The organism is Alkalibacter rhizosphaerae (assembly GCF_017352215.1).
Classification (GTDB): Bacteria; Bacillota; Clostridia; order Eubacteriales; family Alkalibacteraceae; genus Alkalibacter; species Alkalibacter rhizosphaerae.
Window position 1 is genome coordinate 1,348,092 of sequence record NZ_CP071444.1, and the last position, 19,332, is coordinate 1,367,423.

Sequence of the window (19,332 nt, forward strand, 5' to 3'; positions counted from 1 at the left end):
GGCTTCCCATGTTTAAAAGAGTGATCGTAGCAACAGACCTATCCCCAACATCCGACGGCCTGGTCCGCTGTCTGGACCAGTTGAAGCCGTTCAACACGAAAGAATGCCTGCTGCTGCAATGCCTGAGCGTTCAGGAAACGGCATCCATCGCCATCGGAACCACGGCCACCGTGTTGGAAAAAGCATTGCAAAGGCAGAAAACCTGGCTGGAGGAATACGGATTTTCGGTAGATACCAGAGTCGTTTCCGGGCAGATCAAAAGTGAGATCAACCAGATCGCCCAAAAGGAAAAATATGGCCTCATCGTTACCGGTTCCAAAAAACAATCCGCCGCCAGTGAAGTCTTCTTCAAGGGATTGCCCTACGATCTGGCCCTCCACTCCAAGGTTCCGGTCCTGCTGGTTCGACTGGAAGAGACGGCAGCCGGGATCACTTGCCAGAAACCCTTTTCCGATCCCGAAGAAACTTCCCTGCTCTTCCCAACGGATTTTTCAAAAAATGCCAACGTGGCCTTTGAACGCCTGATGGATATGGTATCCGACGGCATCACCCGCATCACCCTGATGCATGTCCAAAACAAGTCCCGTATGAAACCCGAAATGGTGGCCCGCCTGGAAGAATTCAACAAACAGGACCAGGAGAAGCTGGACCTACTGCGGCAGCAGCTGCTGGACAAGGGAGCGAAGGACGTGGAGATCCTGATCAAATTCGGAGAACCCTCCGAGGAGATCCTGTTGGTGGCAGAGTCGATCCAACCCCAGTTGATCGTCATGGGCAGCCAGGGCCGCGGCTTCGTCCGGGAAATGCTCCTTGGAAGCGTTAGCCGGCGCATCACCAGAAGCGCCAATACCTCCGTCTTGCTGGTTCCGGCAAGAGGTTGAATGCACTGCAAAAAGGTCGGCAACATTGCCGACCTTTCTTCTATGCATACGCATTTTTGATGCGATCATACAAAGCTTCCGACGGGTCCAATCCGCAAACGTCCACCAGTACGCCGTCCAAACCATTTTCCTTCAATTTTGTTGACAGGGAAACTGCTGCCGGATCCTGGGGATGATCGAATTTCAGGGCTGCCACGATCCCCTTCACCAAATTCTCCGGTTCCACCCCGTATTCCAGGGCGGTCCTCGCTGGTGCGATCAGCCGATCTTTGGGCCCCAATTTCCGCAAGGGGTCTCTTCCCACCCGTTCCACCGGATCTATCAGGGCGGCATTTTCGAATCGCCCCATGATCTTTTGAATATAGGCTTCATGCTGGTCCGGATCGAATCCGTGTTTTTTTACCAGGGCCTGTCCCGTTTCCCCCATGGCACCCAGCACCACTTCCTTGATCTCAGGATCTGCCACCGCATCCAGAATGGTGGGCTGTTGGTTCTGATATCCCAGGTAAGCGGCGATGGCATGGCCTGTATTCAAGGTGAACAATTTTCTTTCGATGTAGGCGCTCAAATTGTCCACCAGGTTCATGCCTGGGATCTCATCCAGGCTCCCCACCAGTTTGCTTCTTTCCACGTTCCATTCGTAAAAGGGTTCCACCAAGACGGACAGGAGTTCCGACTTGTCCGTGTTTTCCGGGACGATCCGGTCCACGGTAGTATTTGGAAATCCAACGTTTTCATCACAAAACTTTTGTCCTTCCAGGGACAAATGTTCATACACGGAATTTTTTAGAATGTCCCCGTTCCCCACGGCGTTCTCGCAGGCCATAATGTTCAAGGTCTTGGATGGATCTTTTCGAGCGATCCTTTCCAGGGAGGCAGCCATGCTTTTCCCGATGATGGGAAGCACATTGACGCCGACGGCGGTGGTGACCACTTCCGCCTCTGCAATGGCTTGGTCCAATGCTTCCTGGTTTCTGCTGTTCAGTCCCCGAACTTGACGGACCCAGATCACTTCTTCGTCGCCTCCGGCGATATGTACCGGATAGCTGCCTTTTTCATTGAGCTCCTGCAACACGGTCTCGTTGACATCCACAAAGGTCACCTGGTATCCGGCTTGGGCCAGCAGCAGGCCGATAAATCCCCTGCCGATGTTGCCGGCGCCAAAATGTACGGCATTTTTCATGATCTCACCTCACACGGTTTCCGTAAACTTGTGGTAGATGACGTCCGGGTCCTTGGCATTGACCATTTCCTCCACATTTTCCATCTCATTGAAAATGGTGGCGATGTTGGCCAGGATGTTCAGGTGTTCCCCATCCTTGCCGGCAATGCCGATCACCATGAAGGCCGTGTTCCCGTCTCCAAAATCCACTCCGCCAGGCACTTGGACCACCACGATGCCGGAGTTTTTGATGACATTTCCTTCTCTGGATTTCGCCACGCCATGAGGGATGGCCAATCCATTTCCCATAAAGGTGGACATGACCGTTTCCCGTTCTTTCATCAGATCGATGTATTCCGGTCCCACATAGCCGGAATCCACCAGCATGTTTCCTACGTATTCCACGGCTTGGTCCTTGCTGTCAAAGGTTGCTCCCAAAACGATGTTTTCCTTTTTTAAAATATCCATTGTGATCCTCCTCATTTATCTATTCTGGTCTTTTGCACGTAAGCATGGACCAGTTTTCCATACACTTGTTTCACATATTCCTTCCATTGATCCAGCGTGCCTTCCCGCAAGAGGGCAATGAACTCCCTGTCCTCTACCAGGGAAGCGCTGATTTGGCTCAACCCTTCCATGTCCTCTTTGGTGGCCTGGGTCCCTGCCAGCAGCAAGAGCACCAGATCCACGGAAACGGGTTTGCCTTCCATGTCCTGGAATGCCACTTCCTGTCGATTCCGAAAGACGCCCACCAAAATTTTCTCCAGGGTCCCGGTTCGAGTATGTACCAGGGCCAGCTTGTGCTCCCCAATGGCAGTACCCATCAATCCTTCCCGCTTCTTCAATTCTTCCTTCAAGCGGTCTTCCTTGACCTTGTCCCCATAGTGGACGTAGCGGGCAATGTAGTCCAGCCAGGTATTTTTCGATCCGATATCCAGTCCATCCTTTATGAAGAGCAGGGGTTCCAGCCCTTCCCAGGAGTGCAGGTACCGGACGACCCGGTCCAGTTCAAAGATGGATTTGTCCGATTCCATAGAAGTTGGCACCACCTGGTACTGTTTTGCCACATTGCGCCGATACCGGGCTCGGATTTTGGCAACGTCCTCTTCCGACAACAAGGGACTTACCACCGTGTAGGAAAAGGTGCGCTCTCCCAGATCCACCGTGGAGATCACCAGGTCCACCAGGGGATTCATGGAAAGAAAATCTTCCGCTTCCTCCATGGACGTGGTCCCCAGGACCTTTACTTCCTGCAGATTTTGCTGGATCCTGGATGTGAGCATCCGGGAGGTCCCCAACCCACTGGGGCACACCACCAAAACGTGCACGTTTTCCAGATCCTTGGCCTTTCTTCTTTCCACAAAAGCACCCAGGTGCATGGATATGAAAGCCACTTCTTCTTCCGGCACCGGTTTTTTCACCGCTTCCGAAAGGATCTTGCATACTTCCCGCCCCAGATAAAACAACTCTCCATACTGGTCTTTGATCTGGGTCAGCAGGGGGTTTCGGATCTCCATCCCATGCTCCAGGCGGGTGATGGCCGGTCTCAAATGGATGGCCAGTCCCTGGTGAAGGTCCTCGTCTCCGTCAAAATCCATGCCCGTCAACTCTGCCGCCTTTTGGATCATTTGTCTGGCAATGCTGTCCACGTCGTATTTGTCTTCTACCTCTTTTTCAAAAGCCAGCCGTTTCCCGATCAGTTTGGCCCCTCGAAGGTGCATGGTGATGTAGGCCGTTTCTTCCACGGGGATGATGCACTGCAGCCGTTCCTCCAACTTCTCCACTGCTTTGGATGCAATGGCGAATTCCCTGGTGGAACGAAGGCTTTCCAGGATCTCCGGAGATATGGTGATCATTTCTCCCCGTCCGATCCGGGTCAGGGCGATCATCATGTGGACGAACAGTCCCAGGTAGGCATCGTCGGAAAATCGGCTGCCCCGCTCATCTTCCATGTATCGAATACTTTCCTCTACAGAAACAAGGCTCCGCTCATCCATGGCTCCCAAGAGCCGCTCCACCGGATCGGTGTTTTTCAAATCCGGGTTTTTGCCTTGGTTGGAGAGCAGTTCCCGAACCCGGTTGAAGCCGGCTTCCTGAAACACCACTTCCATGATGGCATTTCGGATCTGGTTTTCCTCCCCGTCCAAATATACGCCAAGACCCTGTTTTCGGACCAGGTGAACTTGATGGTCGGACATCCAGGACTCCAGTTTGTCCAGGTCGTTGATGATGGTGCTCTCCGTCACATGGAGGCGGTGTGCCAGCGCGAAGATCTTGAGAGGGGGCTCTCCAAACAGCAGTTCCGTCAAGATGGCCATCCGCCTGCTTTGGGCATCGTACTTGGTCTTGTTTTTTTCTTCGTGAAGAAGGGTTTCGATACGGTCCCGTATGGAATGCCGCTGCTGCCAGATGATGACATGTCCTTCTTTTTTGTCGGAAGGTTCCAGGATCTTTCGCTGCACCATCCACTCCAGGATCTTTTTTACGTCCCGGTAGAGGGTCCGCTCATGGATGTCCAGCAGGTCTGCTACCTGTCCATAGGACTCCAGGGGTTGGTCCAGCATATGATAAAGCACCTTGATCTGACGTTCATTTAATCCGATGGCCAACACCTCCTATCCTTATTGCTTACCTATCATTGATACCCCAACTCGCCGGGGTCAACCTGCATGGATTTTCTCCAGGATGAAACAAAAGCAGCGGAAGGCTCCGCTGCTCTCGATCCCTTATTTCTCCGTAAGTCGTTGGGTCAGTTCGTCGTATTTTGGGCTTCCAAGGAAATTGTCCACGGAAACGTGCTCTGCATTGGGTACTTTTTCTTTCGCCCGAGGCGTCAAGGACTGCTGAGTGATGACGATGTCCACATCTTCCGGCAGGTCGTTGATGGCCACGTTGGTCACGTCGATGTCCAGTCCGGCGCTTTTGAACTTGTTGCGAAGCAGGCTGGCTCCCATGGCGCTGGAACCCATGCCGGCGTCACAGGCAAAGATGACTTTTTTTACATCCGAAGCTGCCTTCTGGGTGGTCTGTGCCACGCTGCTCTTTTTGCCTTTCAGGGCTTCCATTTTTTCCGTTGCCGCCGAAAGATCTTCCGTGTCTCCTTTGGTCGCTTTCAACAGGATGGACGCAATCAGGAAGGACACAACGGCAGCCACCAGCACTCCCAACAAGACACCCAGGTGGTCTCCTCTTGGGGTCATGGCGATATAGGCGAAGATGCTTCCCGGTGAGGGAGTGGCCACCAAACCGACTTTCAGCAAGGAGAAGGTGAAGACGCCGCTGACACCGCCGCCGATTGCTGCAAGGATCAGTTTCGGGTTCATCAATATGTAGGGGAAGTAGATCTCATGGATGCCCCCGAAGAAATGGATGATGACGGCTCCAGGTGCGGATTGCTTTGCATTTCCCTTTCCTGCGATCATATAGGCCAACAGGATCCCCAAGCCGGGTCCCGGGTTGCTTTCCATCATGAAGAAGATGGACTTTCCAAGTTCCGCCGATTCTTTCACGCCCAGGGGTCCCAATACGCCGTGGTTGATGGCATTGTTGAGGAAGAGGACTTTTGCAGGTTCAATAAAGATGTTTGCCAAAGGCAGCAGGCCGGCGCTGACGATAAAGTCCACTCCTGCTTCCAGAATGTTGTTCAGACCCAGTACCACCGGTCCGATGGCCACCAAGCCCAGCATGGGTAATAATACAGCCAAGATGCCGGCGGTGAAATTGTTGACCAGCATTTCAAAACCGGTGCGGATCTTGTTTTCCAAGACCTTGTCCACCAACTTGATCAAATATCCCCCCAAGGGTCCCATGATCATGGCCCCCATAAACATGGGGATGTCCGCTCCTACGATGACCCCCATGGTGGCAGCCGCTCCCACAACGCCCCCTCGGACATCATGGACCAGCTTGCCTCCCGTGTACCCGATCAGAAGGGGCAACAGGAAATTGATCATAGGCCCTACCAGGGTGGCGAATTTTTCATTGGGCAACCATCCGGTCGGGATGAAAAATGCGGTAATAAGTCCCCAAGCGATAAATGCGCCCATGTTAGGCATGATCATTCCGCTCATAAAACGTCCAAAACTTTGAATTTTCACAGATGCCGACGATCTAGATTGTGTTTTCTCACTCATCATGATTCCTCCTTCATTTCTTTATTTAGATTTTAGCATTTCTGCCTGGTCTGCAATTTTAAAAGATACCCAAGTCTTGTCAAAAGCCTCTTGACATTTTTACAAAATTCCAAGGGACTGTTTTCATTTCCTCCTTATTTTTGGTATAATGATTCCAATGTTTAGGAGGCGCTTATGAATACAACTGTCTTTGATGAGATCATCAATGCCGTCAGCAACAAGTACGATGCCTTTACCGTGGAAGAGACGGCAAACAAAACCACATACACCCTGGTCAGCAACAGCCGCAGTGATTTCGGCGCCATCAAAAGCAACCTGGAAAGCTATGTGGGCGGTACGGTCCGCCTTCACGGCACCGACCGGTTCAAGGTACACGTCATCGACGATTTGGGCTTGTACCGGATCGTTTTTGAACGAATGGAAGCCTGACACTTCATTAGAACTCATACCCATTAAATGTATTGTTAAAAACACAAAAGGAAAACCCGTACTTTTGTCGAATAAGACAGGACAGGAACCATTTGGATCCTGAAACCACAAAGATATAGGAGCCTGTCATGACAAAACCACACCACCAAGGGCATCGCCAGCGCATTCGGGACCGTTTTCTCCTGGAAGGCCTGGATGGCTTTGCCGATCATCAAGTGCTGGAGATGCTGCTCTTTTACTGCATCCCCCGGAAAAATACCAATGAACTGGCCCATCAGATGCTCCAGGAGTACGGAAGCCTCTCCCTTTTGTTTGATGCATCCCCGGAGGAGATCCATCGGCGCTGCGGCGTCAGCATGAACACGGCCATCCTCATCAGCGCCATTCCACAACTGTCCAAAAGGTACCAACGCTCCCGTTGGGGCGACAAACCATTGATCAACAGTTCCTCCAAAGCCGGCAATTATGCCAAAGACCTCTTCACGGGGAAAAAATACGAATCGTTTTTTCTTATCAGTTTGGATGCTCAAAACAATGTGAACCATGCATCCCTGGTCCATGAGGGGACCATCAATGAGGCCCCGGTCTATCCAAGACTTCTGGTGGAAACCGCCCTGCGTCACCAGGCCAGCAGCGTCATACTGGCCCACAACCATCCCGGCGGCAGCCTTCATCCGTCCCGGGCCGACCTGGACGTGACGGAAAAGATCCGCAGCGCCATGCAGTCCATCCACATCAAAGTGGTGGACCACATCATCGTCGCCGGTGACCACTACTACAGCTTTGCAGAAAACGGCGATCTATGACCTTAGGCCAGGAGGAGTTTATGATGTCTCAAAAAAAACCTGTTTCCTTTATAAAATTACTCTTGCAGCGCACCGGCGAAGACAATCTGATCGCCTACGCCTATCAGCTGACCTACAGCCTCATGTTGGCTGTCTTTCCCTTCCTCATTTTTTTGTTTACCCTGGTTGGATACAGCAATTTGGACTCTGGGCCCATTCTGGAATTTCTACGGACTGCACTGCCCCTCAACATCTATGAACTGATTGCTTCCATCGTCATCGACATCGTGGACCAACAGCGATCCGGACTCATGAGCATATCGGTGGTGCTGGCCATTTATTCCGCATCTGCCGGTTTTCGGGCATTCATGCGGGGGACCAATGTGGCACTTGGCTTGTCCGATCAACGACACCTGGTCAAAAGATACCTCTTGTCCCTGCTCCTGGTGGTGCTGTTTGCCGTCACCATCTTACTCTCCCTGTTGGGCATCGTATTCGGCCAGCAGATCCTGGATCTGATCACGGCCTTTATACCCAGGCTGCCCTTGGAAAACCTCCTGAAGATCCTGCGGATCCTCTTGCCCCTGGCCTTCATCTTTTTTCTGATCCTGTGCTTTTACGTCTTTGTTCCCGCCAAACGGCTTCGGTTTCGCCATGCCCTGCCAGGTGCGATCTTTTCCACCGTCACCTGGTCCTTGTTCACTTTTGCCTTTCAATACTACGTAAACCAATTTTCCAATTATTCCCGCTTTTATGGGGCATTGGGGGCCGTAGTGGCACTCATGTTGTGGTTGCTGCTGACCTCTGAGATTTTGCTGATCGGTGTGGAATGGAATGCGGTCTTGCTGGAGATCAACCAGGTGGAAGAACCTTTCAACCGCCCTTTGAAATACTGGAACCATTTCCAAAAAAACAAGAAATCAGAAAAGGAGACGGACAAAAATGAACAAGAAGGAAGAAATCATCCAAAGCATTGAATCGGCGGCCGTGGATGCCCAGCTGCGGGACGACATCTGCGCCAGAAGCACCATGCACGGGTTGCAGACGTATTTTGACTTTATTCCGGAAGAGATGGTGACCGCCACCCTGTCTTTGGCCGGAGGATGCGGTTCCGCCAGTGGCTCCTGCGGCGCCTACTGCAGCGGACTGCTGGCAGTGGGTCTGAAATTCAACCCCACCTTGGAAGAGGAGTTGAAAAACCCTGAATCCAGAATGCGGGGGGCCATGAAATTCATGGAATATCGGGACCGTTTTCTGGAGATCTACGGAACCACCCTTTGTCCGGAGATCCAGAAGCAGCTCTTTGGAAAAGGCTTCGATTTGACGGACGACAAAGACCATGCCGAATTTTTGACCACTCCGGGTCATGAAGCAAAGTGCGGTGAGGTGGTGGCCGAAGCCGCCCGCCTGGCAGCCGAGATGATCCTGGAAGGGGAATCGTGATCCTACCTGCAGAAAAAAAGAGTCAACCCAGATCGGGTTGGCTCTTCTTCAATTTTCCTGCCAGCATCATGATCATCCGGCCAAAACCCCTGGGAACGGAGCCGGCGCTTTTGGGCAGCACCTCCAGGACCAGGCTTTTCCGGGCTGCCCGTCGGATGGATCGCCGAAATCCGTACTCTTTGGTTTGTGCGGGATCCACCAGGACCGCTTTGGCGGCATAGCCGATCTTCAAGGTGACAAAAGCCGCCAATACTCCCTGGATCACGGAATCCATGGTCTTTGCCAGCAGTTTTCCTGTGGCCACATCCCCGAAGGATTCCATCATTTCTTCCATGTATTCATTGATCTCCAGTTCTTCCAGCTGGTTTACCACAAAGGCAGTCAGAAAAACATTTCGCAAGATCCGCAGGATGTTGAAAAAAGAGGGCCGTACGCCAAAACGGTCCACCAGTTTTCCGATCATGCGAAAATTGTAGTAGACCACGGCAATGATGTCAACAACGCCGTTGGGTGAGATGGCCGTGGTGAGAAAGGTCAAAATACTGGTTTGAACGATGGTATCGTCCACTTCTTTTTCCCGCAATTGCAAGGCATCCACCAACCCCTGCCGGGAAGGGACCGCTTCCAGCAGGTCCTTTTTCTCCTCTTCTTCCGCATTTTTCATCAATGCCTGCTGGATCTCTTTCAGGGTTTTTGCATCCGGTTCCTCTTCCTTAAAAAGGGCGCCAAAATCTCGAACCGGAGCCTTCAACATCCACCGGACCGGAATAGCGATGGCCCATAGGATCAGAAAGACCAGGAATACGTAGAATCCGATTTCCACCCAGGGATGGATCCTTCCCAGCCGCTCTCCCATCTCCAACATGTCGTTGACCAGGCGCAAAAGGAAAAAAACAAATAGCAAACTCAACAAAATGGACCAGCTTTTTTTCATCCTCAACGATCTTCTCCTTTATCCAGATCCAATCCAACCCTGTCTTTTCCAGAACCCAGCATGGAATGGATGTGCAGGTAGTTCAATATGTCCGTTCGGGATACGATCCCCAACAATTCTCCTTCTTCCATGACCAATACCCGGCCCACGCCGTTTCGAAAGACCTTCTCCATGGCTTTGGATACACAATCTCCCGGAGCCACCACCAAGTCTTCCCCCAGCGGCTGGGCCATGCTTCCAACGGTGGTTTCGTCCCACAGGGTCCGGTCCAGGCGGCGGACCTGTTCCACGCCGATGATCCCCATGATCTCGTTGATTCGGCGCACCGGAAAGATGGAGTACTTGTATTTGTAGAAATAATCTTCCGTCAAGGTTTTGATATCGGTAAAGTAGGCCACTTCCACCACGTTTTTGGTCATGAACTCCCGTACGCATATTTTATTGAACAGGTCCGACATCATGACCTGCTGGTAGCTTGTCTGTGCAGCCTGGGTGATGAACCAGCCGATGAACAGCATCCACAAGCCATTGAGGAAGTTTCCGCTGAACGCCAGAAAAACTCCGTTGAAAATGAGCAGGTATCCGAAAAAAGTACCGGTCATGGATGCGATCCGAGTGGCCTTTTTCCGATCCTTGGTTTTTTTCCAGATGATGGCCCGGAGCACCCGTCCTCCATCCAACGGAAAGGCCGGCACCAGGTTGAACAGGGCCAGGATAAAATTCACCATGCTCAGATATCCCAACGGTACATAGATCAGTGCGGGTCCCCCTAATCTGGCCAGCAGTTCCCCTGCCAGCAAAAACACACCACCCAAAATCAGGCTGGTGGCCGGTCCTGCAATGGCGATTCGAAATTCTTTTCCCGGCTCGTCTGCGTCCTGTTCGATCTGGGCCAACCCTCCAAAAATGAACAAGGTGATCTTTTTCACTTCCGTCCCTTCCCTCAAGGCCACCAGGGAGTGGGCCAACTCGTGGAGCAAGACGGAACTGAAAAACAAAAGGGCCATGATCACGGCGATCATCCATGCCGTGGTTGCTGCAACCCCCTCAAAGTTCATCGGCAGATAGCTGGTGGCCAACGCATAGGTCAGTAATGCAAATATAACGATCCAGCTTATGTTGATCTCAATGGATATGCCTTTGATCTTTCCTATTTCAAATGAATTTTTCATTGCATCCCTCCTACCTCTTGCTTCAATACATGAACTGACTCAAGTGGGCGGGACCCTTTAAAACGTCCCGGTAAACGGTCAGCGCACCCGTGGAGTCCGGACGTATGTGCCATTTCACCAGGGCGATGTTTCCGTCGGAGATCTCCAGTCCCGTTATGCCCAGGGGAAAAACACAGGCTCCCGTATTAAAATAGGACTCCCCTGTATTGCTGACAAACTTGGGCCGGTGGGTATGTCCGGCGATCAGCATTTTTTTGTTTTCCTTGATCCACTTGGAATAATTTCGCTCGATTTTATGACATTTGTGCATGTTTTTCGACGGGCTGGACGGATTTTTGAATCCAATGACATGAAAATAATGCCACAAGTGCCGGTTCAAAAACTTGGTCACCGGCCAAAACTGATCATTAAGGAAATCTCCCTGGTGTCCATGGACCACCAGGATCTCCTTTTGGGTGTCTTCATGCTCCAGTACCAATGCCTCATGGACCCGAAGACCCGGGAAGAGGATATCAAAGGTATCTTCATAGATATCGTAAAATTGATGAAGATTCTGTTCCACATACTCTTCGAATTTCAGCTCCATATTGTGATTTCCATATAACATGTACAGCCGGTTTTGCCGGTAAAACTCGCTGATCAGGGTATAAATGTCTCCATAGGCTCGTATGATGTACTTGAATTTTTCATGTTCCCACAGCTCATCCCCGTCTCCTGCTTCAATATAGGTATATCCATTGTCAAAGTAGTAGTTCAAGGCATGGTAATAAATGTTCTGGTTGTGGGCAAATTCATCGGAAAGAGAATTGTCTCCCCGATGGACATCGCTGAAAATGATGAACTTTGACCGGTCATTGAAGGAGACCCGATGTGCTGTTTCGTATGCTTCCGTCAACCGCTGTGTGGTTTTCATGTCCTTCCTCCTCTACGTCAAAATAACATCTTTAATGATCCATATCCTTCTTCTTCCAGCTTGTCCAGGGGTATGAACCGAAGCGCTCCGCTGTTCATGCAAAAGCGAAGTCCCCCTTCCGCCCTTGGACCGTCTGGGAAAACGTGACCCAGGTGGGTCTTTCCGCTGCGGCTGATCACTTCTACCCGCTCCATCCCCAGGGAGGTGTCCACCACGTACTCCACCACGTCCCACTGGATGGGTTTGGTAAAGCTTGGCCAACCGGTCCCCGAGTCGAATTTATCCGTGGACAAAAACAGAGGCTCTCCTGTCACGATGTCCACATACAAACCTTCTTCCTTGTTGTCCCAATAGGCATTGTCGAATGCCCGTTCCGTGCCCTTCCCCTGGGTGATCTGGTATTGCTGGGTGCTCAACCGCTCCTGTAGCTCCTCCTCGGAGGGCTTGGGATAATCCCGAGCCCGGATCACCGGTTTTTCGTTGGGTATGTCAGCAAGGGAAATGTGACAGTATCCTCCCGGGTTTTTATCCAGATAATCCTGATGGTAATCCTCCGCCAGGACGTAGTTTTTCAAGGGTTCCCTTTCCGTGACCACCGCTTCTTCCAACTTGCTTTCCACGGCAGCCGTCACCTCTTCGATGATCTTCTTGTCTGCCGGATCCACATAATAGATCCCCGTGCGATATTGCACTCCTACGTCGTTCCCCTGCCGGTTCAAACTGGTGGGATCGATGATCTCATAATAATAGGTGAGCAGGGTATCCAGGGAAAGACGCTGGGGGTCATAGACGATGTACACCGTCTCTGCATGTCCTGTTCTTCCAATAGTACGATAGGAGGTTTCCTCTCCTTGGCCATTGGCATATCCCACATTGGTGTATACCACGCCATTTATTCGATTGAAATACGCCTCCACTCCCCAAAAGCAGCCTCCAGCAAGGTAGATTTCCTTGTATCGGCTCCTTGTATAATCCGGCGTCACCTCTTTGTTCATGCGATCCAGGTCATCTTCGTCGTTTCGAAAACGATGGAACAACTGAAATCCACCGAGCAGCACGACGATGCCCAAACCGATAGCGATCCATTTCATCCATGTCCAATCCATGATGTTCCCTTCCTTTCTTTGTGATACGTCCCTTATACCCAAAAACCAAAAGAATCAATCCAACAGAAAACACCATCCCGGTGGAATGGTGTGGTGGGTCATATTTGTTCTAGGGAACAACACGTTATCTTTTTCCATAGGAAATGGCATTGACAGGACAGATGACGGTGCAATTCTGGCACTGGTGACAAAGGGTGGCATCGATCCGAGCTTTCCGGTTTTCCGGATCCACGGCAATGGCGGCAGAGGGGCAGACTTTTTCGCATTTTTTACAGCCGATGCAATCTTCCATCGACACTTTTTTCGACAACCTGGCAAATCGGCCCGTCCAGCTCTGGACCAGTCCGAAGGGACACAGGTGATTGTGAAAAAATTCCGGCCGGTAAAAAATGGTCACTACGACGGCGATGCCCAGAAATACGAACAGCAAGGGGATGTTTTTCCCCAGAAATCTTTTGGACAACACCAAAATTGCCACGGAAAGCACCAGAAGGATTGCTGCTCCGGCCTGTCCCTTCAAAAACTTCGGAACTTCCCGCCGTTTCAAGCCCATTTTCCTGGTGATCCAATCCACGGGAACCATCAAAGTATTCATGGGGCAAACATACCCGCAAAAAAATCTGCCAAAGAACAGTGCTCCCACGACGGTCACACCAAACAAGGCCAGCCATAGATTCATCTTTCCTTGGAGAATCAACCATAAAAAAATTCCCAGAAAAGCAATTCGCACCAAGGTGGTGACTGTCTTTTTCATCATCATTCTCCCCTTTCCTTTACTTATGATCAGGATACCGGTATAATGACAAAAAAGGTGTTACATATGTCACACTAGGAGGTTTTTTTATGGAAACTGCCTTCCGGCAAACAAATCCCCTCTTGCAGACCCTTTCTCAGGAACAGATCGACCGCCTTCTTTCCCAAGGCAAAGTGACAAAAAAAACAGTCCAGCGGGGACAGGTCCTTCACTTGGAAGGAGATCCCTGTACCGGTTTGGAGATCCTTCTAACCGGTCAGGTCCACGTGGAAAGAACGGACGAGAACGGCTATGTACTCATCGTATCCCGTTTTTTGCCTGGAGATCTTCTGGGCGGCAACCTCCTCTTTTCCAAAGAACCCTTCTATCCAATGCTGGTACAAGCCAAAGAGACAAGCCATATCCTCCATCTGCCCAAACAGACGGTACTGGACCTGTGCTTGTCCAACGGTGACTTTCTACTGAGATTTTTAGAAGGGATCTCCGACAATGCCTCTCTCCTTGGCAATGCCATCCGCAATCATATACGGGTCCCCTTGCGCCAGAGCCTCCTGCGATTTTTGGAAAAGGAAGCCCAGCGCCAGGGCACCAGGGTGATCTTGCTGCCCTGTTCCAAAAAAACCTTGGCAGACATGTTCGGCGTGGCCAGGACCAGCTTTTCCAGAACATTGCAGGAAATGAGAGAGGAAGGACTGCTGGATTTTGACCGTAAGACCATCACACTCCATGATAAATTGGACGCTCATGATCCTCGGTGAAGGTTTTGTCCGGCACATAGTTGGGTATACCATCAGTAATCAAACAAGATATCGGAGGGATCCTAGTGGAAACAAGAATGTTGGAAAGTTTTGACAAGACCAAATTGTACCTGAAAATCGACAAGCCACTCCATGCCAAAGCCATGGTGCTGATCGTCCATGGCCTGTGCGAACACCTGGGCCGCTACGACTATTTGACGGGAAAACTGTTGCGGAAAGGTTTTGGCGTATATCGCTTCGACCATCGGGGACATGGCCAGTCGGAAGGGACCCGGGTCTATTATGACGATTTCACGCAAATTTTTGAAGATGTCAATGCCGTCGTGGACCTTATCCAAAAAGAAGAACCGGACCTGCCCCTGTTTGTGATCGGTCACAGCATGGGCGGATATGCCGTAACACTCTTCGGCAGCCATTTTCCCAACAAGGTGGCGGGTTTTGTCCTATCTGGAGCCCTGACCAGAAACCGGGGATCCATCGGAGAGGAGCTGCCTCGGAATTTAGATCCCAAACAGTACTTTCCCAACGAACTGGGCTCCGGGGTGTGCAGCGACCCTGCTGTCGTGGAAGCCTACGCCAAAGATCCCTTGGTGGAGAAGCAGATCTCTTTCGGATTGTTCTACACCATCTTTGAGGGAGTCCAATGGTTGAAGGAAAATCCCCATCGCTTTGAAGATCCGGTCCTGATCCTTCATGGAGCCAAAGACGGATTGGTGTCTTATGAAGATTCTCTGGAACTTTTCAAAGAGATCGACTCCGACGACAAATCCCTGAAAGTGTACTCCGGCCTGCAGCATGAGATCTTCAACGAGTACACAAAAGACGAAGTGATCGGCGATGCTCTTTTCTGGCTGGAAAAGCAGCTGGATCCGGATCACGTGGATATTTCCTATTCGGAACACACGGACAGTGTCATTGAAGATCTGGGACTGTAGCACCTTTCACGACAGTATGGAAAAAAGCTGCAACACCTATACAGGGTTGCAGCTTTTTTTAGAATCCTTTTCTTCTTGGCTTTAGTACTTTTGGTTGATTTCCCCATACATTGCTTTCCAGATAACCGTATTTGATGCGCAAATGGGTGTTGACCTGCAAAGCGCAACCGATCTTAGTTTCACACCGGTCGCATTCAAAACACTGCATAGACTCAAACCCTCGGGTAAAGGGACATACCGCGATGCAATTTGCACAACTGGATCCGTTTTTCTGCCAATATCGGAGGCATTTTTCCGGGTAGATGTACCATTTTTCCACCCCGGAGTTGTTGTTGTCGCATACTCCTTCCAGGGTCGGTTCTCCATAACCGATGGAACCGGAAGGACAATGATCGGCACACAGATAGCAGTTTTTGCAAAATTCCGTGATCCCGAAGTCCACGGGGCTATCCACGTCCAAAGGCATGTCCGTCAGCACTTTTGCCAGGCGTACATTGGGACCGAATTCCGGCGTGATCAGAAGACCCAGACGACCCAGCTGACCCAACCCCGCTTCAACAGCCAGTGGAATGTTCAAAGCCGTATCGTTCATGGAGGGGATCGCCTGATACCCCAAAGCACGTATGTACTCCGCCAAGGCCACAACGGCGATCCCCATGCGGGAGTACCCGATGGAAGTGGCCGTACTGGCCGGGACCTCTGGAGATTCATTGATCATGTCATCGTTCATGGCAAAAGCCATGACAATGCTCTTGTTTATTTTTCTTGGAATGAGAAAGGCTTCCTCCGTCTCTTCCGGTGCAGATCCCTCGGACAGGACGAAGGGTTTGAAGAGATCCTGACTGTAGATCCACTTGGGATCCAGGTCGGTGATCCCTACCAGGTCCGCTCCATACAGCTGGGCTCCATCCTTGACCAGGGTCGTCAACTGGCTGCTGGGTAATGCCAGGGGGGTTTTCTGCATCAGCTCCGGTGTAAACATGGGTTTCCATTGGAGAAGCTGAAAATTGGGAAATCCATATTGTCCAATGATCAGATTGAAAGCATTGGCGCCCAGATCCAGGGCATTGTCCTGCTGCTGATGCCCCTTTTCCCCCTCCATCATCCGGCGGACCATGTTCTCTTTCATTTTTTCCAAAAAATGAAGATAGCTGATCTCTCCTTTGTCTTTGGTGCTGACCGTAACAAAAGCTTGCCTGGTCACAGGATATCGTTGGTATAGGGACTCATCCAAAACATAGGCTTTTTCCGCCTCTTTCATTTCATTTCTCGGGATCATGTTTTCACCTCCGGCTCCTTTTCTGCCTTCAGTATACCAAATTTGTTCCTCTCCTACCACGGTATTTCCAATGGAGGTCATTTCCCCAATTGATTGCAAAAAAAAGAAGGGGGTTCCCCTCTTCTTGTACTCTGCTTATTTTTTGATGCTGCATTTGCTCTTTAGATCTTCCTTCATGGACAGGTCCACCTTTTGGAACAGAATATCGGATTTTTTCTTTACGATCTCGATGAACTCGTTGTTGAACCCGAAGATCTTCAAGTACATTTCGATCTGCTTTTCTCCCAGATAATCGGCTTTGCAATCGATAAGTTCTTTGTCGTGTAAAATAATGAAGGTCCCGATGGTGGATGCGATGCTGAAATGGACCAGCTTCTTTTCGTTTTCGTCGTACTCCAGTCCATACTTTTCACAGACCCGATCCGTGATCTCGATTCCTCCATGGCCGGAGCTGAAGGTCATGATGTTGTCCATGGACAATTCCACCATCAACCGCTTGTATTTTGGATTTTTTTCCCGCAATCTTGCCAGATGACGAAATTCCGCCCCCAGTTGCACCAGCAGTTCTGGTTCTTCTCCCATTTTTTTATAGGTATTGATGAGTTGCTGCCGGATGTTGATCACCATTTCATTGGCAACGGTAAAAGCCAGATCTCCCTTGCTGCCAAAATGATAGGAGATCAACGCACGATTCACCTGCGCTGCATCCGAAATGTTTTTCACCGATGTTTCATAATACCCCTTCTCGTAAAACAGGGTGCGGGCGGCACTAACGATCTTGTCCCTGGTGTCATCGCTCTTCTTATATCTTCTCATGTTCAACCTCCATTCATTTTATGCCAGGACCTCGTGGCTTTTCGGTGGTTGTCCCTTTTCCATATATGGATGGTCGCAACGCCTTTTTGTCTTCGAATGTTTAGCCACCGTATTGCAATTTTAAACGCTTGTCTTGTCACTTTCTATCTTAATCAATTGATATGGAAATTGTCAACATTTTTATGTGTTTAAATTTATATTTCCTAATTTCCCTCTTCTTTGTCATTATTTGCTTCTTTTTGTCATATTATTTCATTTCGCGACGATATTGAAAAATGTTAGTGATATATAATTTGCTATGTACAATTTAAAAAAAAGAGAGTATAATGAATTAAACGCATCTTATAATTATATTTGTGTTTACAACTTAATCCATGTATAAAGGGCTGCAAATAAATTTATATAAAGGAGTTGTTATCAAGTGGCAAAGAAACCTTTAAGCAAAGCACTACGCACCTTTTTCGGAATCGGAGACATGGGCTTCTCGTTGATGACCAGTGTGGAATTGTACTTTTTCGTCTTTTTTCTCACCAACGTCGCTCAATTCTCCCTTGGGACCGTTGCACTGATCGGTACCATCACCAGTACGGTGGATGCCATCCTTTCACCGTTCTACGGCGCCATCATTGAGGGAGCCAAGCCCATGAAATGGGGCAAGTATCGTTCCTGGATGCTGGTTTGTCCGCCTATCGTCGTTGTTTTGTACATGTTCCAGTACACCAAGATCGGTGGAGAAGGACTGGCCGCCATCATCGTAACATTGGGATTCATTCTTAGCCACATTGCCTGGAACATCCCTTGGATCTCCAACGTTTCCATGATCGCCGTCCTTGCAAGTACACCGGAAGAGCGTGGTTTGCTGGCTTCCAGAAGAGCCACCTACACTGCCATCGCCGGAATCATCTTCTCTTACACTGGAGCCAACCTGGCTGCTTTTTACGGTAAAGTGACCGGAAATGAAATGCTGGGTTATACCTTGTTGGCCGGAACCTTTGCATTTGCCATGATGATCCTTTACTGGACCGTCTTCAAGATGACCGACGGATACGAAGAAACGGATCCGGAAAAAATCAAAGCAAGCCAAGGCAACAAACCTAAAGTTACCTTTGGTGCCATGTTGAAAATGGCAGCAACCAACCCGCCGCTGCTGGTACTTCTCTTTGGTGACTTCTTCCGCTACATGGTCAACTTCGTCATGACAGCAGCAGCTGCCTACTACTTCACCTATGTGGTCAAAAACATGGCTTTGTTCTCCACTTACCTGCTTTTGGGATCCATCGCTCAAGTAGTCGGTGCATATTTGGCCGCTCCATTGACCAAGAAGTTTTCCAACCGAACTGCCAGCATCATCGGACTGTTTGCATTGGGCATCTCTTTGATCGCTTGCAAATTCGTTGCATACAATACCTTCATGTTCTTCGTGGTTGTCATGATCGCCCGAGTATTCCTTGGTGCACTTTCTGCTTCCATGGTCGCACTGTACTCTGACGTTTCCGTTTACAGCGAATGGAAATCGGGGCAAAACGCCACCGCTTGGATCATGGGTTTGATGACACTGTCCTTGAAAGTGGCCATCATCTCTCGTGGAACCATCATTCCGTTCATCCTGGCAACGGCAGGATTCGTTGCAACCGCTGATCCGGCAACTGCCTCCAAGGAATTGACGGATGCCGTCATCAACGTATTCGTGCTGATCCCTGGAATCTTCGCCCTCATCTCTGGCGCCATCATGGTATTTGGATACCGGTTGACTTCAGACAAGTTGGAAGTATACGAAAAAGAAATTGCCGAAAGAAAAGCGGCCGAAGCTTAAAATCTTGTTTTCTAAAGGT

Annotated in this window: 19 protein-coding genes; 8 read left to right on the forward strand and 11 right to left on the reverse strand. The window is 50.2% G+C overall.

The features are described from left to right. Window positions 1-8 precede the first annotated feature (8 nt). Window positions 9-881: a universal stress protein gene (locus tag J0B03_RS06755; RefSeq protein WP_207298879.1), complete on the forward strand. Its 873-nt coding sequence runs from the start codon at window positions 9-11 to the stop codon at window positions 879-881. Window positions 882-921: 40 nt separating this feature from the next. On the opposite strand, the gene J0B03_RS06760 is transcribed toward J0B03_RS06755, so the two are convergent. The 4 genes from J0B03_RS06760 to J0B03_RS06775 form a co-directional block, all read right to left on the reverse strand. Beyond that, window positions 922-2,064 (reverse strand): mannitol-1-phosphate 5-dehydrogenase, encoded by a 1,143-nt coding sequence (locus J0B03_RS06760; protein ID WP_207298880.1) that lies wholly within the window; start codon window positions 2,062-2,064, stop codon window positions 922-924. 9 nt (window positions 2,065-2,073) lie between these two features. Beyond that, entirely contained in the window at window positions 2,074-2,511 is a 438-nt protein-coding gene (locus tag J0B03_RS06765; RefSeq protein ID WP_207298881.1) for a PTS mannitol transporter subunit IIA, read from the reverse strand. Between the two features lie 11 nt (window positions 2,512-2,522). After that, window positions 2,523-4,652, reverse strand: a complete 2,130-nt coding sequence (locus J0B03_RS06770) for a BglG family transcription antiterminator (protein ID WP_207298882.1) — start codon at window positions 4,650-4,652, stop codon at window positions 2,523-2,525. A 117-nt stretch (window positions 4,653-4,769) separates the two neighbouring features. After that, window positions 4,770-6,176, reverse strand: coding sequence for a PTS mannitol transporter subunit IIBC (locus J0B03_RS06775; RefSeq protein ID WP_207298883.1), 1,407 nt, complete (start codon window positions 6,174-6,176; stop codon window positions 4,770-4,772). Between the two features lie 174 nt (window positions 6,177-6,350). On the opposite strand from J0B03_RS06775, the gene J0B03_RS06780 reads away from it, so the two are divergent. The 4 genes from J0B03_RS06780 (at window position 6,351) to J0B03_RS06795 (ending at window position 8,833) form a co-directional block, all read left to right on the forward strand. Next, entirely contained in the window at window positions 6,351-6,605 is a 255-nt protein-coding gene (locus J0B03_RS06780) for a hypothetical protein (protein ID WP_207298884.1), read from the forward strand. Window positions 6,606-6,733: 128 nt separating this feature from the next. Next, entirely contained in the window at window positions 6,734-7,411 is a 678-nt protein-coding gene (gene radC, locus J0B03_RS06785; protein WP_207298885.1) for a RadC family protein, read from the forward strand. Between the two features lie 20 nt (window positions 7,412-7,431). Further along, window positions 7,432-8,367, forward strand: coding sequence for a YihY/virulence factor BrkB family protein (locus J0B03_RS06790; RefSeq protein ID WP_207298886.1), 936 nt, complete (start codon window positions 7,432-7,434; stop codon window positions 8,365-8,367). Beyond that, complete coding sequence (locus J0B03_RS06795; protein ID WP_207298887.1) at window positions 8,333-8,833, forward strand: C-GCAxxG-C-C family protein; 501 nt, start codon at window positions 8,333-8,335, stop codon at window positions 8,831-8,833. Before J0B03_RS06790 ends, J0B03_RS06795 begins: the two co-directional genes overlap by 35 nt. Window positions 8,834-8,855: 22 nt before the next feature. On the opposite strand, the gene J0B03_RS06800 is transcribed toward J0B03_RS06795, so the two are convergent. The 5 genes from J0B03_RS06800 to J0B03_RS06820 all read right to left on the reverse strand — a co-directional run bounded on the left by J0B03_RS06800 (window position 8,856) and on the right by J0B03_RS06820 (window position 13,712). Further along, window positions 8,856-9,767, reverse strand: coding sequence for a DUF697 domain-containing protein (locus J0B03_RS06800; protein ID WP_207298888.1), 912 nt, complete (start codon window positions 9,765-9,767; stop codon window positions 8,856-8,858). Window positions 9,768-9,769: 2 nt separating this feature from the next. Next, window positions 9,770-10,939, reverse strand: coding sequence for a site-2 protease family protein (locus tag J0B03_RS06805; RefSeq protein WP_207298889.1), 1,170 nt, complete (start codon window positions 10,937-10,939; stop codon window positions 9,770-9,772). Between the two features lie 22 nt (window positions 10,940-10,961). After that, entirely contained in the window at window positions 10,962-11,852 is an 891-nt protein-coding gene (locus J0B03_RS06810) for a metallophosphoesterase family protein (protein WP_207298890.1), read from the reverse strand. A 17-nt stretch (window positions 11,853-11,869) separates the two neighbouring features. After that, entirely contained in the window at window positions 11,870-12,958 is a 1,089-nt protein-coding gene (gene msrB, locus J0B03_RS06815) for a peptide-methionine (R)-S-oxide reductase MsrB (protein WP_246798085.1), read from the reverse strand. Between the two features lie 124 nt (window positions 12,959-13,082). Then, window positions 13,083-13,712, reverse strand: a complete 630-nt coding sequence (locus J0B03_RS06820) for a 4Fe-4S binding protein (RefSeq protein ID WP_207298891.1) — start codon at window positions 13,710-13,712, stop codon at window positions 13,083-13,085. A gap of 89 nt (window positions 13,713-13,801) precedes the next feature. On the opposite strand from J0B03_RS06820, the gene J0B03_RS06825 reads away from it, so the two are divergent. Continuing rightward, a complete protein-coding gene (locus tag J0B03_RS06825) occupies window positions 13,802-14,470 on the forward strand; it encodes a Crp/Fnr family transcriptional regulator (RefSeq protein WP_207298892.1) in 669 nt (222 codons plus the stop codon). Window positions 14,471-14,535: 65 nt separating this feature from the next. Beyond that, a complete protein-coding gene (locus tag J0B03_RS06830) occupies window positions 14,536-15,405 on the forward strand; it encodes an alpha/beta hydrolase (protein WP_246798086.1) in 870 nt (289 codons plus the stop codon). Between the two features lie 58 nt (window positions 15,406-15,463). Here J0B03_RS06830 and J0B03_RS06835 read toward each other — a convergent pair whose 3' ends face one another. Both J0B03_RS06835 and J0B03_RS06840 read right to left on the reverse strand, forming a co-directional pair. Next, entirely contained in the window at window positions 15,464-16,684 is a 1,221-nt protein-coding gene (locus J0B03_RS06835) for a reductive dehalogenase (protein WP_207298893.1), read from the reverse strand. Between the two features lie 135 nt (window positions 16,685-16,819). After that, window positions 16,820-17,500 (reverse strand): TetR/AcrR family transcriptional regulator, encoded by a 681-nt coding sequence (locus J0B03_RS06840; RefSeq protein ID WP_207298894.1) that lies wholly within the window; start codon window positions 17,498-17,500, stop codon window positions 16,820-16,822. 421 nt (window positions 17,501-17,921) lie between these two features. On the opposite strand from J0B03_RS06840, the gene J0B03_RS06845 reads away from it, so the two are divergent. Continuing rightward, entirely contained in the window at window positions 17,922-19,313 is a 1,392-nt protein-coding gene (locus tag J0B03_RS06845; RefSeq protein WP_207298895.1) for an MFS transporter, read from the forward strand. Window positions 19,314-19,332 lie beyond the last annotated feature (19 nt).

Coding starts and splice junctions, on each gene's coding strand:
- J0B03_RS06755 (WP_207298879.1), top strand. CDS start 9: ATGTTTAAAAGAGTGATCGTAGCAACAGACCTATCCCCAACATCCGAC.
- J0B03_RS06760 (WP_207298880.1), bottom strand. CDS start 2,064: ATGAAAAATGCCGTACATTTTGGCGCCGGCAACATCGGCAGGGGATTT.
- J0B03_RS06765 (WP_207298881.1), bottom strand. CDS start 2,511: ATGGATATTTTAAAAAAGGAAAACATCGTTTTGGGAGCAACCTTTGAC.
- J0B03_RS06775 (WP_207298883.1), bottom strand. CDS start 6,176: ATGAGTGAGAAAACACAATCTAGATCGTCGGCATCTGTGAAAATTCAA.
- J0B03_RS06780 (WP_207298884.1), top strand. CDS start 6,351: ATGAATACAACTGTCTTTGATGAGATCATCAATGCCGTCAGCAACAAG.
- radC (WP_207298885.1), top strand. CDS start 6,734: ATGACAAAACCACACCACCAAGGGCATCGCCAGCGCATTCGGGACCGT.
- J0B03_RS06790 (WP_207298886.1), top strand. CDS start 7,432: ATGATGTCTCAAAAAAAACCTGTTTCCTTTATAAAATTACTCTTGCAG.
- J0B03_RS06795 (WP_207298887.1), top strand. CDS start 8,333: ATGAACAAGAAGGAAGAAATCATCCAAAGCATTGAATCGGCGGCCGTG.
- J0B03_RS06800 (WP_207298888.1), bottom strand. CDS start 9,767: ATGAAAAAAAGCTGGTCCATTTTGTTGAGTTTGCTATTTGTTTTTTTC.
- J0B03_RS06805 (WP_207298889.1), bottom strand. CDS start 10,939: ATGAAAAATTCATTTGAAATAGGAAAGATCAAAGGCATATCCATTGAG.
- J0B03_RS06810 (WP_207298890.1), bottom strand. CDS start 11,852: ATGAAAACCACACAGCGGTTGACGGAAGCATACGAAACAGCACATCGG.
- msrB (WP_246798085.1), bottom strand. CDS start 12,958: ATGGATTGGACATGGATGAAATGGATCGCTATCGGTTTGGGCATCGTC.
- J0B03_RS06820 (WP_207298891.1), bottom strand. CDS start 13,712: ATGAAAAAGACAGTCACCACCTTGGTGCGAATTGCTTTTCTGGGAATT.
- J0B03_RS06825 (WP_207298892.1), top strand. CDS start 13,802: ATGGAAACTGCCTTCCGGCAAACAAATCCCCTCTTGCAGACCCTTTCT.
- J0B03_RS06835 (WP_207298893.1), bottom strand. CDS start 16,684: ATGATCCCGAGAAATGAAATGAAAGAGGCGGAAAAAGCCTATGTTTTG.
- J0B03_RS06840 (WP_207298894.1), bottom strand. CDS start 17,500: ATGAGAAGATATAAGAAGAGCGATGACACCAGGGACAAGATCGTTAGT.